This window comes from Allokutzneria sp. NRRL B-24872 (assembly GCF_002155965.1).
GTDB lineage: Bacteria > Actinomycetota > Actinomycetes > Mycobacteriales > Pseudonocardiaceae > Allokutzneria.
Genome location: NZ_MUMH01000122.1, coordinates 801 through 20,723 on the forward strand (window position 1 = coordinate 801; position 19,923 = coordinate 20,723).

17 protein-coding genes are annotated in these 19,923 nt (G+C 70.2%); 9 read left to right on the forward strand and 8 right to left on the reverse strand.

What is annotated here, in order from left to right; all coding sequences use genetic code 11:
- A partial coding sequence (locus CCN37_RS28060; protein ID WP_246843358.1) for a TM0106 family RecB-like putative nuclease occupies window positions 1-2,727 on the reverse strand: 2,727 nt, incomplete at its 3' end.
- Window positions 2,728-3,095: 368 nt separating this feature from the next.
- Between CCN37_RS28060 and CCN37_RS28065 the strand changes: the two genes are divergently transcribed.
- From CCN37_RS28065 to CCN37_RS28085, 5 genes are read left to right on the forward strand one after another with little or no spacing between them, the layout of a single operon-like run.
- Window positions 3,096-3,527: a hypothetical protein gene (locus CCN37_RS28065; RefSeq protein ID WP_086826495.1), complete on the forward strand. Its 432-nt coding sequence runs from the start codon at window positions 3,096-3,098 to the stop codon at window positions 3,525-3,527.
- Window positions 3,527-4,105: a DUF3558 domain-containing protein gene (locus tag CCN37_RS28070; RefSeq protein WP_086826497.1), complete on the forward strand. Its 579-nt coding sequence runs from the start codon at window positions 3,527-3,529 to the stop codon at window positions 4,103-4,105. The genes CCN37_RS28065 and CCN37_RS28070 overlap by 1 nt, the downstream gene beginning before the upstream one ends.
- A gap of 44 nt (window positions 4,106-4,149) precedes the next feature.
- A complete protein-coding gene (locus tag CCN37_RS28075) occupies window positions 4,150-4,695 on the forward strand; it encodes a DUF3558 domain-containing protein (protein WP_256388085.1) in 546 nt (181 codons plus the stop codon).
- A gap of 30 nt (window positions 4,696-4,725) precedes the next feature.
- Complete coding sequence (locus CCN37_RS28080) at window positions 4,726-6,498, forward strand: HSP90 family protein (protein WP_086826499.1); 1,773 nt, start codon at window positions 4,726-4,728, stop codon at window positions 6,496-6,498.
- A complete protein-coding gene (locus tag CCN37_RS28085; RefSeq protein WP_143261846.1) occupies window positions 6,495-9,257 on the forward strand; it encodes a hypothetical protein in 2,763 nt (920 codons plus the stop codon). The genes CCN37_RS28080 and CCN37_RS28085 overlap by 4 nt, the downstream gene beginning before the upstream one ends.
- 15 nt (window positions 9,258-9,272) lie before the next feature.
- Here the strand turns inward: CCN37_RS28085 and CCN37_RS28090 are convergent, their stop codons facing one another.
- From CCN37_RS28090 to CCN37_RS28105, 4 genes are all read right to left on the reverse strand, one after another.
- A complete protein-coding gene (locus tag CCN37_RS28090) occupies window positions 9,273-9,752 on the reverse strand; it encodes a SitI3 family protein (RefSeq protein WP_086826504.1) in 480 nt (159 codons plus the stop codon).
- A 19-nt stretch (window positions 9,753-9,771) separates the two neighbouring features.
- On the reverse strand, window positions 9,772-10,494 hold the full coding sequence (locus CCN37_RS39245) for a hypothetical protein (protein WP_143261847.1): 723 nt from the start codon (window positions 10,492-10,494) through the stop codon (window positions 9,772-9,774).
- Between the two features lie 152 nt (window positions 10,495-10,646).
- Entirely contained in the window at window positions 10,647-13,232 is a 2,586-nt protein-coding gene (locus CCN37_RS28100) for a polynucleotide kinase-phosphatase (protein WP_086826507.1), read from the reverse strand.
- Entirely contained in the window at window positions 13,229-14,635 is a 1,407-nt protein-coding gene (locus CCN37_RS28105) for a 3' terminal RNA ribose 2'-O-methyltransferase Hen1 (RefSeq protein WP_086826509.1), read from the reverse strand. The genes CCN37_RS28100 and CCN37_RS28105 overlap by 4 nt, the downstream gene beginning before the upstream one ends.
- 154 nt (window positions 14,636-14,789) lie before the next feature.
- Between CCN37_RS28105 and CCN37_RS28110 the strand changes: the two genes are divergently transcribed.
- A complete protein-coding gene (locus CCN37_RS28110; RefSeq protein WP_086826512.1) occupies window positions 14,790-15,209 on the forward strand; it encodes an SsgA family sporulation/cell division regulator in 420 nt (139 codons plus the stop codon).
- Between the two features lie 217 nt (window positions 15,210-15,426).
- Here the strand turns inward: CCN37_RS28110 and CCN37_RS28115 are convergent, their stop codons facing one another.
- Window positions 15,427-15,873 (reverse strand): hypothetical protein, encoded by a 447-nt coding sequence (locus tag CCN37_RS28115; protein WP_086826514.1) that lies wholly within the window; start codon window positions 15,871-15,873, stop codon window positions 15,427-15,429.
- A gap of 286 nt (window positions 15,874-16,159) precedes the next feature.
- Here CCN37_RS28115 and CCN37_RS28120 point away from each other — a divergent pair, with 286 nt between their 5' ends.
- The 3 genes from CCN37_RS28120 to CCN37_RS28130 are packed head-to-tail and all read left to right on the forward strand — an operon-like array spanning window position 16,160 to window position 18,484.
- The gene (locus CCN37_RS28120) at window positions 16,160-16,837 is read left to right on the forward strand and encodes a hypothetical protein (RefSeq protein ID WP_086826516.1); all 678 of its coding nucleotides are present in this window, start codon (window positions 16,160-16,162) and stop codon (window positions 16,835-16,837) included.
- On the forward strand, window positions 16,837-17,436 hold the full coding sequence (locus tag CCN37_RS28125) for a TetR/AcrR family transcriptional regulator (protein WP_086826518.1): 600 nt from the start codon (window positions 16,837-16,839) through the stop codon (window positions 17,434-17,436). Before CCN37_RS28120 ends, CCN37_RS28125 begins: the two co-directional genes overlap by 1 nt.
- 25 nt (window positions 17,437-17,461) lie before the next feature.
- A complete protein-coding gene (locus CCN37_RS28130) occupies window positions 17,462-18,484 on the forward strand; it encodes a GTP-binding protein (RefSeq protein ID WP_086826520.1) in 1,023 nt (340 codons plus the stop codon).
- 19 nt (window positions 18,485-18,503) lie between these two features.
- On the opposite strand, the gene CCN37_RS28135 is transcribed toward CCN37_RS28130, so the two are convergent.
- Together CCN37_RS28135 and CCN37_RS28140 are read right to left on the reverse strand one after the other, a co-directional pair.
- Window positions 18,504-18,860 (reverse strand): hypothetical protein, encoded by a 357-nt coding sequence (locus CCN37_RS28135; protein ID WP_143261848.1) that lies wholly within the window; start codon window positions 18,858-18,860, stop codon window positions 18,504-18,506.
- 439 nt (window positions 18,861-19,299) lie between these two features.
- A complete protein-coding gene (locus CCN37_RS28140) occupies window positions 19,300-19,884 on the reverse strand; it encodes a M23 family metallopeptidase (protein WP_168200896.1) in 585 nt (194 codons plus the stop codon).
- Window positions 19,885-19,923: the final 39 nt, after the last annotated feature.

The following is a 19,923-nucleotide window of genomic DNA, read 5'->3' on the forward strand; positions in this document are numbered from 1 at the left end:
CGGGTCGCCGAGCAGCACCAGGTTTCGGGCGCACGTGGACACCGCGAGCGCGTCGGCCAGCGCGAACTGCCCGGCCTCGTCGATGATCAGCACGTCGAAGGGGTCCGCGCGCAGCGCCGCGTTCGCGAACGTCCACGCGGTCCCGCCGACCAGGTGGCCGTTCGGGTGCTCGGCCCGCCAGCTCGCCAGCGCCGTGTTGCTCTTCGGCTGCTCCCAAGGGTTCGCCGGATCGGCCGTCTTCTTGGGGCGCTTGGCCGAGGGGACCGCCGCGCCCGTGCGCCGCACCGCGCTGAGCACGTTCTCCACCGCCTTGTGGCTGGTGGAGGTGACCGCGACCTTCTTGCCGTTGCTGACCAGGTGCGCGATGAGCCGTCCGGCCAGATAGGTCTTGCCCGCGCCGGGCGGACCCTGCACCGCGAGCACCGAGTTCTCCAGCTGGTCGACCGCGGTGATCACCGTGTCGACCAGGTCCGGCCCTGGCGGGGGCAGCGGGCGTCCTCCGCGCAGCCTCGGCGTCCGGCCGAGCAGGTCCACTCCCGGGTGCGCGGGCAGCAGCGGCAGCAGCTCCACCACCTGTTCGGCCAGCTCAGCGACTGCCTCGTCCTTGGGGCTCGGGCGAACCGGGCTGCCCGGGAGCACCGCGACCGGCACCGCGCGCTGGTCCAGCTCGTCCGGGCGCGCGCTCTCCTGGAGCACGATCGCGTCCGTTCCCGCTTCCCGCACCTCCGCGTCGCGCGTCCAGCCCTGGTAGAGCAGGCGGACCTTGTCACCGACGGAGAACGGGTGCGGGCGCTCGGGGTCGCACGAGGCGCGCACCACGCGCTTGGCCGTCCTGACGCGGCCGGCCGGCATCGTCCAGTTCTCGACCGACACCGAGACCGGCACCGCGCACTTGCTGTCGGACTCCAGGTCCGGCAGGGGGGAGGTGACCTGGCGGAAGAAGTCCCACCACGCCGGGTTGGTCTCCCTGCGGTGGTAGCCGACGGCGGCGGCGAGCAGCCCCCGCGAGCGCTCGTCGTCGCTGGCGTGCGCGGGGTTGTCCGGGAGATCGGCCAGCAAGGGCTCGACGATGGCCGCCAGCCGTGCCGCGCGCTCAGCTCGCCGCGCCGCGGCCTGCTCGTCGTTGGCCGACTCGATCGCAGCGTCCAAAGAGGACAGTTCGAGGGGCGTCGCTGGCTCGATCCCCGCCTCGTCCCGCACCCGCAACAGGAACTCGTACAACCGGTGCGTGGACACGCAGTCGTACTCGTTGTAGTCGCTGATCGCCGCGAGCACGCTCGCCGCGCGTTCGGGCTCGTGCTCCAGCAGCGACAGGTAGTCCTCGTAGGCCTCGATGCTCGACGCCGCCGTCTGCACGTCGCCCGCGCGCGAGGACGGCATGTACAGCGGCTCCAGGTACTTGATCGAGTACGACCGCTGCGAGACCCGCAACGCTTTGCGCACCACCGCGTACAGGTCGACGAGCGCACCCGCGCGCAGCAGCTCGTCCACCTCGTCCTCGCGCGTGGAATGCAGTGCTGCCAAGCGTTTCAGGGCCGAGGTCTCGTACGGCGCGTAGTGGTAGACGTGCGCGCCCGGGTGCTCGGCCAGGCTCTTGCGGGCGAAGTCGACGAAGTCCTCGAACGCCTTCTTCTCCTGCGCTCGCGTGTGCGCCCAGAACGGCGTGAAGGTTTCAGTGCCTTGCCCGGTGACCGCGCCGAACAGGTACTCCAGGCCCGTCCCGCCGAGCGCGTACGGATCGCCCTCCATGTCGAAGAAGATGTCGCCGGGGCTCGGCGCGGGCAGCTCCGCCAACGCCTCCGGGGAGACGATCTCGTAGCTCACCTCGCCCACCGGGTCGTCCTCGGTGCGCGTCGCGTCCTGCCGGATCTGCAACGTCGCCTGCGCGCGGAGCCCGGTGAAGGTCCCAATGGACAATGTGGACGGTCGGTCCTCCGGCGTCGCGGTGGCCAGCGCGTCGATCGTCTCGATCCCCGCCGTGACGAGCTTGCGGCGCTGATCCGTGCGCATCCCCGCGACCAGCGACAGGTCGCGGGCCCCGGTGCGCCCGCTCTCGCAGTGCTTGGCGAAACGGCACGAGGCGCACGCCGGGCGTTCGTCCGCCCACAACCGCTCCGGCAGCTCCACCGGCGCGGCCAGGCGCTCGCGCAGCCGTGACCGCAGATGTGTCAGCAACGGCAGGAAGTCTGCCACCCGCAGCGTGTGCTGCGTGCCGTCGCCCAGCATCAGGTGCATGTCCGGCCCCGCCGGGTGCCCCGCCCGCGCGAGCGCGTCCGCGTAGGCCGTCAGCTGCAGCACCGCCGCCGGGCGGGCGTGCCTGGCGAGCTTCGCGTCGTAGGGCTCGTACTCTCCCGTGCTGGTCAGTACCAGGAAGTCCGCGCGGCCGTAGAAGCCCTCGTCGTAGAACACCGGCTGGTAGACCACGAGCGCTCCGGCCTTGAGCGCGTCTCGCGTCTGCTCCGCAGCCTTGAGCAGCGCCCCCGGCGCCGGCGCGGGCTGCTCGATCTCCACGACCCCGGCCCCGTGGCGCGCGCGGAAGCGTTGCAGCACCGCCTGTTCGTGCGCGAGCCCGTGCTTGGCCACCAGCTGCGCCCCGCTCGACTCCGGCCTCGGCGCCCCCTGAACGCCGACCGCGAGCGCGTGGGTGAGCAGGCTCCGGTGGTCGCACTCCATCAGGTCGACCAGGTCGGTCGGGGAGAGGACGAGTCCGTCGGCTGTGCTGAGCATCGCCAGCAGTCTGCCCCTCGCCCCGCCGCGCCCGCTCAGCGGGCACCGGTGATGTTGCTGCGAGGGGGCCAATCCCGTCCGCGAACGTTCCCCCGTTCGCTGCTGTCCCGCCCGTGCCGCTCGCCGGTAGCGTGGTCATCTTCGCCAGCGGAAACCGTTCCGCACACGGGTTTTCCGGTACTGGCCGACACGAGCGGCCGGTGCGATCGAGCACTGTTCGTGGGCCGTTCGGCACCGGCGAGGGAGATCACCCGACCGCTCCGACGACGCAGCGGGATCTCGCCGACCGACCGGCCCGGCCAGGGGCCCTGACCCGGCCGCGTTCCGCGCTCGCGGCCGGGTCAGGGTGCCGCCTCTCTGCTTGAGTGGTGCACGAGGTGCGCACCGCGGGGAGGCGGAGGGTGTCGGGAACGAGTTCGGAGCAGGGCGGCTCCGCGTATGAAGCAGCGGAGATTCCGCAGGTCAGCATCGGTGGGGCGAGTCCGAGCGGCGGTTACACCGTCGACCCCGACGGCGCCCCCCGGCTCATCCGCGCGCTGAAGGAAGCCCGCGCGAAGCTCGCGAGCATCAGTCGACTCCACGAAGGCATTAGGGATGTGCCTATGCCTGAAGATCCCTACAGCACCGCCGCAGTCGAAGTGATCATGCGAAGGCTGGGAGAGGAACCCGGTGGCTACGCTTGGGCGAACAAGGCGGCGATCACGCAGTTGGACGAGATGATCGCGAAGCTGGAAGCCTCTCTGAAGATCTACCAGGATGCTGAGGAGCGGAACCGGCGCACGTTCGGCAGGGGGATGTGATGCGACGCTGGGCGTTGTGTTGCGTGCTGCTGCTGGCTGGGTGCGCTGAGGTGACCACTGGGCAGCCGACCGAGATCGTGCGCGGTCCTGACAGCACGGTCCCCCCGCCGTACACCCAGCCCGCGTTGTCCTTTGAGAAGTACCTCGCCAAGCCCTGCGACCTCCTTTCCCGCGAGCAGTTGTCGACGATCGGCATCGTCATCGATCAGGGGAAGATCGAGACCTCTCCCCTTGGCCCTGACTGCGTGTGGCAGGCCGACAAGTCGATGGACACCGGCATCGTTGTGTCACTGCTGGACAAGGGCGCGGGGCTGGGGCCCGCCTACCGGAACCGGGGCTGGGGCTACTTCGCGGAGACCACGATCGGTGGATATCCGGCGATCAACACCGACAACGTCAAACCGGTCGGACGGGCAACACCGGTCGGGATGTGCTTCACCACGGTGGGTATCGCTCCGTTGCTCGCCTTCAAGGTGCAGGCTGTCACGCACAAGCCGAATCCGGACTACGAGCAGCCGTGCAAGGTATCCGACCGGGTCGCGACGTGGGTGTTGGAGAAGCTGAGGGCGAGCGGCTGAGCGACGTGTGGCGACGCTTGTTGTGCTGTGCGGTGGTGTTGGTCGTGGCGGGGTGTGGCCAGGCCATAGTGGGGCAGCCGACTGAGATCGTGCGTAGTCCTGACAGCACGGTTCCGCCGCCGCTTACCCAACCCGCGTTGTCCTACGAGAGTTTCTTGGCTAGATCGTGCGACGTCCTCACGCGTGAACAGCTGGCTTCCATCGGCATCATCGCGAATCCAGGCAGGCCGACGACGTATCCTCTCGGCCCCGCGTGCAGATGGGAAGCCGACAAGTCGACGGACACCAGCATCGCCGTGACGCTGCTGGCCAACGGCGCTGGCTTGGGCCCTATCTACAAGAGCCGCGAGTCGGGGTACTTCGCGGAAATCACGATCGGCGGGTATCCGGCGGTCAACGGCGACAACGTCAAGCCGGTTGGGCGGACGACTCCGGTTGGTATGTGCTTCACCACCGTGGGCATCGCGCCGTTGCTGGCGTATCAGGTGCAGGCGGCGTCCAGCCCGCGCCATCCGGACTACGAGCAGCCGTGCAAGGCGTCGGACCGGGTCGCGGCGTGGGTGTTGGAGAAGCTGAAAACGGGCACCTGAGCTGGGGTGCACCGCCTAGGGTAGGCGACTGTGAACCGCACCTTTCAAGTCGACCTGCGCGGCGTCGTTGACCTGCTCAGCCACCATCTGTACTCCAGCCCTCGCGTCTACCTGCGGGAACTGATGCAGAACGCGGTCGACGCGGTCACCGCCAGGCGCGCGGGGGACGGGGAGGCGCCCGAGGGGATCGCGGTCGTGGTCCGGGACCGCACGCTGACGATCACCGACACCGGGGTCGGCCTGACCGAGGAGCAGGTGCACGAGCTGCTGGCGACGATCGGCCGCAGCTCCAAGCGCGACGAGCTGGGCTTCGCCAGGCACGAGTTCCTCGGCCAGTTCGGCATCGGCCTGCTGTCGGCGTTCCTGGTGGCCGACGAGGTGCGCGTGATCACCCGCTCGGTCGAGGGCGGCCCGGCGGTGGAGTGGATCGGGCGCGCGGACGGCACCTACCGGATCGGCCCGGCCGAGCGCGAGGCGCCGGGGACGACGGTGGAGCTGACGGCGCGCCAGGGCTGCGAGCAGTGGTTCGCCGAGGACACGGTCACCGAGCTGTGCGCGCTCTTCGGGTCGATGCTGCCGTTCACGGTCACCGTCCAGGGCAAGGCGGTGAGCGGCACGGGAACCCCTTGGCGCAAGGACGATCGAGCGCCGGGGCAGCGCACGGCGGACCTGGTCGGCTACGCGCAGGACGTGCTCGGCTTCACGCCCTTCGACGTGATCGACCTGAACGTGCCGGAGGCCGGGCTGACCGGCGTGGCCTACGTGCTGCCGTTCCCGGCCAACCCCGCCGAGCACGCGGGTCATCGCGTGTACCTCAAGCGGATGCTGCTCACGGAGAGCTCCGACAGCCTCCTGCCGGGGTGGGCGTTCTTCGCGCGCTGCGTGGTCGACGCGGGCGAGCTGCGGCCGACGGCGAGCCGGGAAGCGCTGTACGCCGACGGGCTGCTGGACTCCACGCGGGAAGCGCTCGGCGAGCACCTGCGCGGCTGGCTGGTCGGCCTGGCGCGCACCGATCCCGCGCGGCTGGGCCGGTTCCTGGAGATCCACCACCTCGGCGTGAAGGCGCTCGCGCTGCACGACGACGAGATGCTGCGCCTGGTCGAGCAGTGGATGCCGATGGAGACCAACGTCGGCAGGATGACGCTCGCGGACTTCCGCGCCCGGCACGGGGACGTGCGCTACACCCTCACCACCGACGACTTCCGGCAGATGGCCGCGGTCGCCGCCGCGCAGGGCCTGGCCGTGGTCAACGGCGGCTACACCTACGATTCCGAGATCATCGCCAGGCTGCCGCTGCTGGACCCGGAGCAGTCGGTGCGGCGCCTGGAGCCCACGGACTTGATGACCCGCTTCGACTCGGTGCCGCCCGCGACCGAGCTGGAGCTGCGGCCGTTCCTCACCGCCGCGCAGCGCGCCATGGACCAGCTCGGGTGCGAGGTCGTGCTGCGCTCCTTCGAGCCCGCGTCGCTGCCGGTGCTGTACCTGGTTGACCGCGCCGCCGCGTTCCAAGCGGAACTGAGGTCCACGAAGGACCGGGTCGACGAGCTGTGGGCCGGAGTGCTCTCGGCCTTCGACAAGCCCGCGGACGACCGCCCGCAGCTGGTGCTCAACCACCGCAACGCCCTGGTGCGCCGCGTGTGCGCGCTGCGCGAGCCGGAGCGGGTCGCGCTCGCCGTGGAATCCCTGTACGGCCAGGCGTTGCTGCTCGGGTACCACCCGATCCGCCCCGCCGACGCCGCCCTGCTGAACCGCTCTTTCCTCGGCCTGCTCGACCAGGCCGTTCCCCTGGAGGACCAGCCGTGAGCATGACGCACCAGCAGCTCGACGAGATGATGGTGGCCGCGTGGCGGCTGCCCTTCGGCCCCTCGGCGACGGCCGCGGCCGAGGAGATCGTCCGGCACGCCGACGCCAACATGTGGAAGGACCTCCAGTACGCGGGCCGCATCCTGGCGACGCGGTGCTACCAGTTCGGCGCGGAGCCGTCCAAGGCCTTCGTCACGTTCTCCTGGTGCCTCAACGCCTACGACCGCGGCGAGGCGGACCCGCGCTTCGACCACCAGTTGTTCTGGTACTTCAAGTGGATCGCGGGATCGATGACGAAGTTCCCCGAGGTCCCGCTCGAGCGCGCGCGGGCGGTGCTCGACGACATGGAACGCCGCTACAAGATCGCCGGGCACGGGCTCAACCCGGTGCACCAGCGCCGCGAGTGGTTGGCGCGCCACGTCGGCGACCTCGACGCCTCGCGCGAGCAGTACCGGTTGTGGAGCGCCGCCCCGCGTGACGGGATGGCCGACTGCGTGCGCTGCGAGCCCAGTTCCAAGGTCTCCCACCTGGTCCGGCTCGGCATGGACGAGGAGGCCGTCGCGGTCGCCCAGCCCGCGCTGGTCAGCGACACCGACTGCTCCGAGCAGCCGCAGGGCATCCTGACCAACCTGCTGCTGCCGTACCTGCGCACCGGGCGGCTGGAGGAGGCGGTCGACGCGCACCGCAGGGCCTACCGCGCGCTCCAGCACGACCGCGGCGAGCTGTACGCGATCGGCACGCACATCCGCTTCTGCGCGGCGACCGGCAACCACTCCCGCGGCCTCGAACTGCTGGAGCGGCACATCGGCTGGCTGGAGGAGCCGCCGACGCCGTCGTCGGAGATGTGGTTCTGCGGCTCGGCGGCGAACCTGCTCGCCCAGCTCGTCGAAGCGGGTTACGACGACATCACCGTGCAGCGCGAGGGCGGCGAGGTCGAGGTCCGCGACCTGCTGCCCGAGCTGGCGGAGCGCGCACGGGCGATCGCCGCGCGCTTCGACGCGCGCAACGGCACCAGCGAGCAGAGCGAGCGCCTGGAACTGCTCATCGGTGGCGCGCCGGTCGTGGAGTACCTGCCGCTGTCCGGGGTGGCGCGCCGCGCCGAGCTGCTGGAGGAGACCGAGCCCGAGCCGCTGCGGACGAGCGAGCTGGAGTCCATTGTGGACCCGACGGCGCTCGCGGACCTGGCGGAGCTGGAGTTCTTGCGGGACAACGACGAAGCCTCGCTGCTCGCCTGGGAGCGCTTCGACGCGTTGTGCCCGGAGCCCACGACGGTGCTGCTCGCGCGTCGCGTCACCGGCCTCGGCGCGCACGCCGCGCGGGAGGAGCCGGAGGAGGCCGAGCGGCACTGGCTGCGCGCGCTGGAGCTGTTCACCGAGGCGGGGGAGGAAGCGCTCGCCCTGTCGGTGCGCAGCCGCATCGGCATGATCCGCTGCCTGCTCGGCCGCGACGACGAGGGCCTGCCGATGGCCGCCGAGGCCGTGGACGGCTTGGCGGACAAGGAAGAGAGCGGCCAGCTCGTCCGCGCGCTGTCCCGGTTGGCGACCTGCCACCAGCTGCGCCAGGAGCTCGACGAGGCGTGGGATCTGTTGGTGCGCGCGGAAAAGCTCGCCGATTCCGTTGGTGACCTCGAGCTGTTGGCCGACGTCGTCCTCGCCATGGCGCCGCTGCTCGTGCAGCGCGGTGCGATGCCCGACGGTCTCGCCGCTGCCGAGCGCGCGATCTCCTTGTACAGAACCGTTCCCGGGACCGACCGCATTCGGCAGGCGCAGTTCATGGCCGCCAACCTGCGCGCGGGCTCCGGCGAGTTCGACGCCGCCGACGCGCTGCTGGCCGAGGCCGCGCACAGCACGTCTCCGCTGCTGCGCGCGGCGGTGCTGCACACGCGGGGCCGCGTCGCGCTGGACCAGAACCGCTTCGACGGCGCGGTCGAGCACCTGACCGACGCCGTGGCCGTGTTCAGCAACGCCGGGGAGCCCGTGCACGCCGCGAACGTGCGCGTCGACCTCGCCGCCGCCGCGCTGAACAACGAGCAGTTCTCCGACGCCGCCGACGCGGCCGAGGAGGCGCTGCCGGTGCTGGAGCGCTCCGGCGACGTCGACGAGATCTTCCGCGCGCGCTTCCTGCTCGCCAAGGCCTACGAGAACCTGGGCCAGCCCGGGCAGGCCGTCGACCTGCTCGACCAGGTCGCCGCGCACTTCGTGTCCACCGGCAACATGGTCGGCGCCGCGCAGATGTTCACCAACGGCGGCGTCATCCTCGACCGGCTCGACCGCGACGGCGAGGCCGGGGCCCACTACGCGGCCGCCGCCGACGCCTGCGACGCCGCGGGGGACATGCAGCTGGAGGAGGTGGCCAACCGCAGGGAGGCCGCGCTTTCCTGGCACTGGGCGCAGAACATGGAGCGCAGCATGGCCGAACTGTCCACTGCGGACGGTCTCGCTGCCTCGCTCCCGGAGAGCGACCCGCAAGCGCTGTGGCAGCGCACCCTGCTCAACTATGACGGTGCGCGGATCTTCGCCAACGTCGGCGAGTTCGGTGTCGCGCTCAACCGGACCCTGGTCGCCATCAAGGGCTTCCGGACGCTCGAAGCGACCGCCGAGACCACCATCGCCGAGGTGATGCGCGGCAGGCTGCTCGCCAACCTGGAGCGCCGCGAGGAGGCGATCACCGTCCTGACCGCAGCCCTCGCCGACGTGCCCGAGGAGGCCGCCGGTCAACGCGAGCAGATCGAGGCGCTGCTGGCCGAACTGCGCGGCTGAGCAGCCTCCGGGGTCTCAGTCCGCGAAGGTGTGCGTTTCGCGGCGGTAGGGGATGTCGAGCAGGGTGAGTCGGTGGGGTGGCCACCAGTCGTCCTGCTCGGTGATCGTCAGCCTGCCGCCGCGACGCAGCAACCAGATGACCTCTAGTTGGAAGTGCAGCACCGCGTCGCCGGGGACTCGTTCCAGAAGGGCCACCGTCAGTGCGATCACGTCGTCCTGCTGCAGGTGAACCGGATCGGACTTCCCCATGCGGAAGGTCACCGTGGTTGTCGACGCCAGTCCGAGGTCGACCAGCACCGGGTCCCACGGTTCCGGTTCGTTCGCCGACACGTGCACCCAGGTCCCGTGCCCGGTCAGCACGCCATCGCCGAGGAGATCGGGCGGTGCGACGGCGGCGCCGAGCAGTCGGTTCCGCTGGGCAGCCTTCTTGAGCGCGTGCGCGACCTCGGCGGGTGGCAGCGGGGTCGCGATCTCAAGGCTGTAGTCGATGGCCATTCATTCCTCGCTCGGCCGGTTATGGAAAGAAGTCAATCACGGAGTCGTTCTTGTCGATCACGACGACCTCGTGCAGCCCTGGGATCGGCCACTCGGTCAGCTGGGTCTTCATCGTCGCCAGGTCCACCGTGCTGTCGTGGAGATTGAGCACGATTCTCGCGGCTTGGCCCTTCTTCACCTTGGTCGCCATCTCCTTGGCGATGTTGCGCGCCTTTGCGGTCGTGGGCGCGTAGTTGTCAAAGATCCTGCCCTCGACGCGGTAGTCCGGCCTCTTGGGTCCTGGCACCTGAGGTCGCTGCTCGACCTGGTAGCCGTGCCGAGCCAGGATGGTCGCGGACTCGTTCTCCCTGGCCAGCGAGCGCACGGTGATCGCGTCGTCGTGGGGCGAGATCCGTGCCGGAAAACCGCCCGGCTTCGCGGTCGGGTTCCGCGGACCGGACGGCTTGGTGCGGGACGAGGACTCAGCGGGGTGAACGAACGGCACGGCAGTGGGCGCCGCGACGCCGAGGACGTCGGCGCAGTACGACTCGATCCAGGCTGCCGCCTTCCGAAGCCTTATCGCCGAGGCGGTCGCGGTCGACGCGGCTTCGTGAAGGGTCGACGCACTCGCGGCCAGTGCCGCGTCGCGGCTGCCCTGGTGAGCGAGGAGAAGGTGTCTGGAGGCGGCCGAGGCTGCTGCTGCGGCGCGCTGCAAGCGGCTGACCGGCAGCAGAGCTGCGATCCCGCGCAGCCTGGCTGCCAAGGCTCGACACGACGACATCCGAACACACCCCCCGCGCCGACGGTAAGTCAGCGAACGAAGCCGTCAACTTCCTTTCCGTCGCGAGACAGGCAGTTGCCGGAAATGGTGAAGGGCCCCACCGAACTTCGGCGGGGCCCTTCACCGGATGTCACCTACAGGCGTGGGTCCACGGGCTCGGACTCCAGGGCCAGCGTGGCGAACACGGGTTCGTGCACGCGCCACAGCGGCTCTCCGCGCACGGCTCGGTCGAGGGATTCCAAGCCGAGCGCGTACTCGCGCAGCGCCATGGATCGCTTGTGCCCCAAGCGTCTTTCGCGCAGGCGCGAGAGATTGACCTCCTCGGTGTAGTCCGGGCCGTAGATGATCCGGAGGTATTCGCGGCCCCGCACCTTCACACCCGGCTGCGCGAGGCCGCGCTGGGCACGGGTCAGGTTGGCGTGCGGCTTCACGACCATGCCCTCACCGCCCTCGGCGGTCAGGGACTCCCACCACGCGATCCCGGCCGCGGTCGACTCCGGGTCGGTGGTGTCGACGAGCAGGCGGCCGGTGCGGCGCACCAGCTCGGGATCGGCCTCCACCAAGCGATCGGCGACCGCCAGGTGCCACGAGTGGTCGCGGCCGTGGTAGGTCGCCCCTTCGGTCGCGAGCACCTGGAACGGCGCGAGCGAGATGCCGTCGAGCCCCGAGGTCGGCCAGCAGTAGCGCCGGTACGACTCGGTGAAGGCGATGGCGTTCGACGCTCGCGAGGTGGTCCGAGCCAGCAGTGAAGCCACGTCGACCCCGCGCGCCACCGCACTCTCCAAAGTGGACACTGCGACGGGAAGCGCGGTGCGGGCAGCGGCTCCGACAGCGGCGTACTGGTTGCGCAGCAGGTCCTCTGCCTTGGCGGACCAGGGGAGCAGCTCGCAGTCCAGCATCAGCCAGCCGGTCTCCAGCTCCTCCCACAAGCCCGCTGTCGTCACGGCCGAGCGCAACCGCGCCAGCAACCGCTCGGTCAGGTCGCCGTCGAAGAACGGGCGCCCGGTGCGCGTGTAGATCGCGCCCGTGGCTCCGTTGCTCGCCCCGAACCGAGACACCGCAACGGTTTCGTCGCGGCACACGACGGCGACCGCGCGCGAGCCCATGTGCTTCTCCTCGCAGATGACCTGCGCGATGCCGTCGGCCCGGTAGCCGTCGAAGGCCTCGGTCGGGTGCTCCAGCAAGCCGGGCAGCGCGGTGGTGGCACTCGGTGCCATGGTCGGCGGCAGGTAGAGCAGCCACCGGGGCTCCATGGCGAAGCGGCTCATCACCTCAAGGGCTCCGGCCGCGCTCTCCTCGCTGACGCTGATCCGGCCGTGGTGCGCGGTCTCCACCACGCGCTTGCCGAGCACGTCGGTGACGTCGAGCGCATCGGGATCACGGCGCGCCGGAGCAACGTCCACCGAAGATCCGCTTGCGGGATCGAGCATTGACCCCGTGGACGCGGGGAAGGGCTTCGTCGGCTCGTACCAGACCTTTTCGGCCGGGACGGAGACGACCTCCTTCTCCGGGTAGCGCAGCGCGGTGAGCTTGCCGCCGAACACGCACCCCGTGTCGAGGCACATCGTGTTGTTGATCCACTCGACCTCCGGTGTCGGCACGTGTCCATAAAGGACCATCGCCTTGCCCCGGTAGTCCACCGCCCACGGGTACCGCACGGGCAGGCCGAACTCGTCGGTCTCGCCGGTGGAGTCCCCGTACAGCGCGAAACTTCGCACGCGACCGGATGCCCTGCCGTGGTAGGACTCCTTCAACCCGGCGTGCGCGACGACGAGCTTGCCGCCGTCCAGCACCAGGTGCGAGACCAAGCCGTAGCAGAACTCCTGGACCTCCTTGCGGAACTCCTCGCTCTCCCCGGCCAACTGCTCCAAGGTCTCCGCGAGCCCGTGCGTCACCTGGACGTTGCGGCCCTGCAAGGCGCGCACGAGCTTGTTCTCGTGGTTGCCCGGCACGGCGAACGCGTGCCCGGCGCCGACCATGCCCATCACCAGGCGCAGCACGCCCGGCGAGTCGGGGCCGCGGTCGACCAGGTCGCCGACGAACACCGCGCGCCGCGACGGGTGCGCGGCGTCGACGGCCCGGCCCGCCGAGTCCCGCGTGATCGTGTAACCCAACGACACCAACAGGGTTTCCAGCTCCGCGCGGCAGCCGTGGATGTCGCCGATCACGTCGAACGGGCCGGTCTCGTGCTTGAAGTCGTTGAGCAGGCGCTCGCGGACGATCTCGGCCCCCGCGACCTCCTCCTCGCTGCGCAGCACGTGGACCTTGCGGAAGCCCTCCTTCTGCAGGAAGCGCAGCGACCGCCGCAACTGCGCGCGCTGGCGCCGCACGACGTGCTCGCCGAAGTCGCGGTCCGGCCGCGAGGCGTTGCGGTCGTGGCACACCTTCTCCGGCAGGTCGAGCACGATCGCCACCGGGAGCACGTCGTGCGCGCGAGCCAGCTCGACGAGCTTCTTGCGCGACTCTGGCTGCACGTTCGTCGCGTCGATCACGGTCAGCCGCCCGGCGGTCAGGCGCTTGCCGACGATGAAGTTCAGCACGTCGAAGGCGTCGGCGCTCGCGGCCTGGTCGTTCTCGTCGTCGGCGACCAGACCCCGGCAGAAGTCGCTGGAGACCACCTCGAAACGGCCGAAGTGCTCGCGCGCGAAGGTCGACTTGCCGGACCCGGAGGCGCCGACGAGCACCACCAAACACAGCTCAGGAACGTCCAGTGTGCTCATTTGTCCACCCCCACAAGGGAAAACACGGCCATCTGCGTCGGCGACCCGAGCGAAGGGTCCTCGGGCCCGACGGGCAGGTACCGGACGCCGTAGCCGTGCGCGGTCGCCACGCCGGAGGCCCACGCGCGGAACTCCTCGCGAGTCCATTCGAAACGGTGGTCGCGGTGGCGCATCGTGCCTGCCGGAAGGTCCTCGTACAGCACGTTGTACTCGACGTTCGGCGTCGTCACGATCACCGTGCTCGGGCGCGCGTGCCCGAACACCGTCGCGGCGAGCGCGCCCAGCCGAGGTGGGTCGACGTGCTCGACCACCTCCATCAGCACAACGGCGTCGTAGCCGCGCAGCCGCTCGTCGCGATAGGTCAGCGAGGACTGCGCGAGCGTCAGGCGCTCGCGCTGGCGGTCCGGCATGCGCTCCGTGCGGAGCCTGCGCGCGGCGGTCTGCAACGCGCGGTGCGAGACGTCCACACCCAGCACCTCGCCGAAGGACGCGTCCGCCAGCAGGTCCCGCAACAGCGCGCCCTCACCGCAGCCGAGGTCCACCACGCGCGAGGCACCGGCGGCCCGCAACGCCGCGAGCACGGCGCCGCGCCGCTGCTGCGCGAGCGTGACCTTGCGCTCGGGCAGCTCGGCCGCGGAGACCGCGTTGTCCAGTGCCTCCGGCTCGGCGTCGTCGACCTCGGCGAGCCTGCCGGTCGCGGTGACCACCAACTCCCTGCGGTGCTTGAGGTAGCGCCGCGTGATCAGCTCGCGCTCCGGGTGCGCGGCCAGCCAGCCCTCGCCCGCGCGGATCAGCTTGTCCACCTCGTCGGTGCTGACCCAGTAGTGCTTGGTGTTGTCCAGCACGGGAAGCAGCACGTAGAGGTGGTTCAGCGCCTCCGCGAGCCGGATCTCCGCCGTCAGCGTCAGGTCGACGTAGCGGGAGTCGCCCCACGCCGGGACCTCCGGGTCCAACGGCACCGCCCGCGCGTCCACGGTCCAGCCCATCGGCTCGAACACGCGCCGCGCCACGTCCGCTCCGCCGTTGCAGGGCAGCACGGGAATCCTGATCTCCAGCGGAAGTGCTTGCCCTGGCAGCTCCGGCCGGGCCTTGCACTGGCCGGACATGGCCGTGCGGAAGACCTTGCCCATGGCCACGGCCAGCATCGAGGACGCCGCGTACGGCCTGTCGTTGACGTACTGCGTCAACGAGAAACCTTCACTGGGGCGACGGCCGCGCACGAGCGCGACCGGGTCCACCTCCAGCAGGAGTGCGGCGGTGCAGCGCCGGTCCGTGGCCTCCGGGTAGAAGACGTGGGCGGAGCCGCCGGACACGGCGAACGACTGGGCCTTCTCAGGGTGTTTGTGCAGCAGGAAGCCCAGGTCGCTCGCGTGCTCGGCGGTGGAGGAGATCGTCAACAACACCGGCGCAGTCTGTCACCCGCACCGGTGAGGTCCAGCCCCATTTTCTCGGGCCCGCTGCCACGATCGGGTGTGACGTGGGTCGAACCGCGTCAGAGTCCGGGAACCCAGTCGTCACCTCCGTGCCGCCAGCAAGGGCGAGGGAAGGACGAGGGCCATGAACACCGAGCACACCGAGATCCGCTCCGCCGCGATGTTCGACCTGCTGACTTCGACGCCGGTCGCCGTCGAGGTGGAGTTCAGCTACTCCACCCGCGACCCGTACGCGATCCAGGTGCTGTTCAACCCCTACGGCGACCAGAGCGTGCAGTGGATTCTCGCCCGCGACCTGCTCGCCGACGGCCTGCTCGCCGAGGCCGGCGAGGGCGATGTGCGGATCTGGCCCGTCATGGACGAGCTCGACGTGGTCGTCCTGGAGTTCACCACGCCCGCCGGCCAGGCCCGCTTCGGCGCCGACCCCGAGGACCTGGTGGACTTCCTCAACGAGACCTACGAGCTGGTCGAGCCGGGCAAGGAGTCGCGGTGGTTCGACTTCGAGCAGGAAATGGCCATGCTCAGCGGTGACGCCAAGCAGTAGTCGGCCCGCTGGCCGTCTCGACCTTCGCAAGGCCGACGCGGCCTCCGCGCACGACCCACCCCACACCCGCTCACCGTCCGCCGGCCACACCGACTCCCGTTTCGTACCGGCAGCGGGCGTTGGGAGCGCTCCATTTCCCGCTATCGGTACGAAACGGGAGTTCTCTGGGCAACTGCCGGGCGCGATGAGTGGGCGCGGGCGATCCCGGTGATGGGTGCTAGTCGCGCTGTTCGCGGTTGTTGAGGCCGTAGAGGATGCGCTGCATGACCTCGTGACCGATCTCGGCATCGCTGTCGGGCTGCTCGGCGGCGATGCGCTCGGCGGCGCGGGAACGCCTGCGCTCGCGGCGCGGCAGTGGCACGGAGGAGCCGGTCAGTCCGGCGGGCAGCGGCAGCGCGTGCGCGACGAGCGTGCCGTCGTCGACCTCGACCACCAGGCGGTCCCCGCTGACCAGCAGCCGCACGGTGACCAGGCCGGGGGCCTTGGGGTCGGCGTCGTCGACCTTCTCGGCGACGAGCTGGCACGCGGCGCGGCTGGTCTCCTCCACCATCGGGCGCAGCGACCACTCGCTCAACGTGAACCGGACGAAGAGGTCCGTGCAGTTCACGGCGCTGGGCAGCGCGATGAGTTGGAGATCGTCGACCTGTGCGGTGTCGGAGTTCACCCGGGTCCTTCCGTCGTCACCATGCCCGTTGTCGAGAGCCGTATCTTGCCAACCCCGCCGTTCGCCCTGAAGGCGGGTCTGGTTAGCCCGTTCGGGCACTGCAACTTGCACGCTCCTGGACCTCGCATTCTGCGCGCGTGATTTCTTCAGTGCGGGGTGAAATCAAGCATTTCGAAGAACAACCTCCTTGCGTCGCTTGGTGATCCCTCCGGTTGACCTGGTGGTCGACAAGGCTCGGGACGGGGTCGTGAGCCATAAACCGAGCGGCTGCTCTAGTATTCGCGACGTGACCGGTTCGGGGGAGCGCGTCGTCGCTCACAAGCAGTGGGAGCGGAACCTCCTGTGGTTCGGGGCGCCCGCGCTCGGCGCGGTGCTCGGCTGGCTGGTGAAGTCGGTCGCCGGGTGGGTGGTGAGCCTGGAATGGGCGCCCATGCAGGGGCCGTTCAAACTCGTGGAGCAGGCGCCCTGGTGGGTCGTGCTCGGCATCGGCGTGGCACTCGGGCTCGGGCTGGCCTTCCTGGGAGCGCTGGACATGATGCGGGTGTCGGTGTCCACCGAGCGCGTGGTGTTCCAGCGCGGCGACGACACCACGGAGGTCGACGGCGCCGAGGTCGACGCGGTTTTCCTTGACAGCAAACGACTTGTGCTGCTCAGTGCGCACGGGGCGGAGCTGGCTGCGGAGAAGACCGACCTGCCCGTCGCGGAGCTGCGCGAGGCGTTCACCGCGAGCGGCTACCGCTGGCTGGCCGAGGGCGACCCGCACGCGCAGGAGTACCGGCTGTGGGTCGAGGACACCCCGGGCCTGCCCACGGGCGCGGACGCCTTGCTGAAGGCCAGGAAACGGGCCATCAGCGGCGGGGAGGGCGAGGACGTGCGGCTGCTGCGCACCGAGCTGGGCAGGCTGGGCGTGGTGGTGCGCGACGACGGCAAACGCCAGTACTGGCGGATGACCGGACCCGGCTGATGGCCCGCACGGTCGACCCGGCCAGGCACGAGGCGAAACGCCTGCTGATCCTCGAAGCCGCCGCGGAGTGCTTCGCCCGCAAGGGTTTCGAGCGCGCCACCACCGCGGAGATCTGCGGGCGGGCGGGGATCAGCTCGGGCAGCCTGTTCCACTACTTCCCGAGCAAGCGCGCGATCTTCGTCGCGCTCTTCGAGCTGGACGGGCGGGAGCGCGCCGAGCTGCTGGAGCGCGCGAACCGCGTCGAGGACCCCGTCGCCGGGCTGCTGGCAGTGGTGGACGGACTGGTGGCGCCGCTGTCCGATCCGAGCGCGCCCGGGTTGGTCGCCGCGGTCACCGCGCAGGCCGGGCGTGACCCAGAGCTGGTGGAAGTGCTGGTGCGCAACGAGATCCAGCTGCGCGAAGGGCTGAAGGGGCTGCTGCTGCGGGCGATCGCGCTGCGCCGGGTCGACGCCGGGCTGGACCCCGAGCGCGCGGCCGGGTGGATCGCCGCGCTGGTGGACGCCGCCTTCGCCAGGGTGAGCGCGGACCGGGACCTGGTGGTGGCCGAGGAGGTCGAGATGCTGCGGCTTATCCTGACCAGGTTCCTGAACATCAGCTAGTCACCGTCAGTCGAGGAGAGAAGCGTTGGGGCGCAAGCAGATCCCGGTCGTGATCGTCGCCGGGTTCCTGGGCTCGGGCAAGACCACGCTGCTCAACCACCTGCTCTCGGCCAGCGGTGGCACCCGGATCGGCGTGGTGGTCAACGACTTCGGCAGCATCAACATCGACGCGATGCAGGTGGCCGGGCAGGTCGACTCGATGATCTCGCTGGGCAACGGCTGCCTGTGCTGCCTGGTGGACGCTTCCGGGATGGACGCGCTGCTGGAGCGCCTGGCCCGGCCCGGCGCGGGCATCGACGTGATCGTCATCGAGGCCAGCGGGCTCGCCGAACCGCGCGACATGATCCGCATGGTGCTGGCCAGCGACAACCCGAGACTCTGCTACGGCGGGCTGGTCGAGGTGGTCGACGGCGCCGAGTTCGAGTCCAGCAGGCAGCGCCACCCCGAGCTGGACAAGCACCTCAGGTACGCCGACCTGGTGGTGCTCAACAAGATCGACCGCATCGACGCGGAGCGGCAGGAATCGTTGCGCGCCAAGGTGAGCGAGCTGAGCGAGGGCAAGCCGGTGCTGCCGACCTCGCACGGCCGCGTCGACCCCTCACTGCTGTTCGAACAGCGCCCGAAGCGCGATGTGCTCGTGCGGCAGCTGTCCTTCGACGACCTGGCGCACGAGGACGCGGGGGACCACTCGGGCCACGTGCACGCGGCCTACCAGAGCGTGGAGTTCAGTTCGGCGCTGCCGCTGAACCCCAGGCGGCTCATGGCCTTCCTGGACTCCAGGCCGGCCGGGTTGTACCGGGTGAAGGGGTTCGTCCACTTCGGACTCCCCGGGCACCGCCAGAAGCACGTGCTGCACACCGTCGGCGGGTTCCTGCGGTTCGAGCGCTCGCGCTGGGAGGAGGGGCAGGCGCACCACACCCACCTCGTGCTGATCGGGTCGGGCATCGACGCGGACGCGGTGCGCGCCGGGCTCCAGGAGTGCGTGGAGACCGATTCGGCGCCCTCGGACAAGCAGGCGATGCTGTTGATCGCGCCGTACCTGCGGTAGTTCTCGGGAGGGCCCCGGTTCAGGAAGCCCGGTGGGCGCCGACCGGGATCGGTGCGGCGTCCTCTTCCTCCAGCCTGCGCGCGGCGGTGCGCAGCCGCAGCAGGGCGGGCTGCATCGCCGCCGGGTCGAAGGTCTCCGCCGAGAGCGCGGCGCGGGCCTTGGCCAGCAGGGCGATCGTGTCGGTGACGGCACCGTGCGGCTCGCGGACGGCGAGCGCGGTCAGGGAGGGCTCGATCACGGCGAGTTCGGCCTCGAACTGGATGACGAGCTCGGAGATCGCGGCGATCGGCAGCTGGTGGCCGGAGAGGGCGCGCAGGCCGCGGACCATGTCGTCGACGACCTGACGCAGCGCCGCGATCACGGGCATATGACTCACGTGCGCAGTGTAGGCGAATGCTCGACCGTTCGTCGCAACCACATGCGCCTTTTGGATCATGCGTGCGTTTTCGGGTGAAGATCGACTAAAGGGACGTTCCGGTCCGGGCGCGGCGGGCCGTCCGGTTAGGGCAAACGCCAATATGTCTGACGGGCAAGGGAAAATCTTCCGCCGAAGAGGATGTGGCGGCGGGATTGGCTCAACCGCGCCGTTTCACGCTCAGGTGAACCGGGGGCGAGGTTCATCGGAGCCGATTAAGTGGACTGCGGTCCTGTTGGGTGCCTGGTCGGCACGGGTTCCCTGATGTCCACTGTGGACAGAAGAGTTCGAGTGCTCACCCTTGCCGCGCAAGGACGTCTGTTCACCCGGGGGGAGAGCGCCGGACCGCGGAGAAGGCGTGCAGGGGATGCCGACTTCGACGCGGTCCGACTCAGGGCCTCTAGCAGTTGCGGCTCACGACGTTGCGCCAGGTGCGGCCGTTCGCCTGGCCGTACTCGACACCGTTGAAGAACGGGCGCACGCGCTCGGTGCCCGCCGCGCCCCACGTGGCGACACCGTCGCCGTTGCGGTCGAAAGCCTGCTCGTAGTGCAGGTGCGGGTGACCGTTCGAGGTCGGCCCGGTCTTGCCGACACGGCCGATGATCTGGCCGCGCGTGACCCGCGCTCCGACCGCGACCGCGCGCGACTGGAGGTGGATGCCGGTGGTGAACCAGCCGCCACCGTGGTTGACCTGGATCATGTTGCCCGCGTTGGAGTGGTAGAAGGACTGGCGCACGACGCCGTCGGCCGACGCCCGGTACGGGGCGCCCTCGGTGCCGACCTGGTTGGGCTCCTTCACCATGTCCAGCGCGGGAGCGTGGGCCCAGGTGTCCAGGCGCCACTTGGAGTTGCAGTCGAACGGGAGCTGGAAAGCGGGCCTCGCGGCCGTGGACGCCTCGTCCGGGGCTGGTCCCGCGCTGGCGAGCGCGGGAAGGCCGGTCGAGAGCAGGATCGCGGCGAACACGCCGATGGTGGTGCGGTGCATTCGAACCCTCCTGGTGCGGTTGGGAAAGCGAATGCCCGA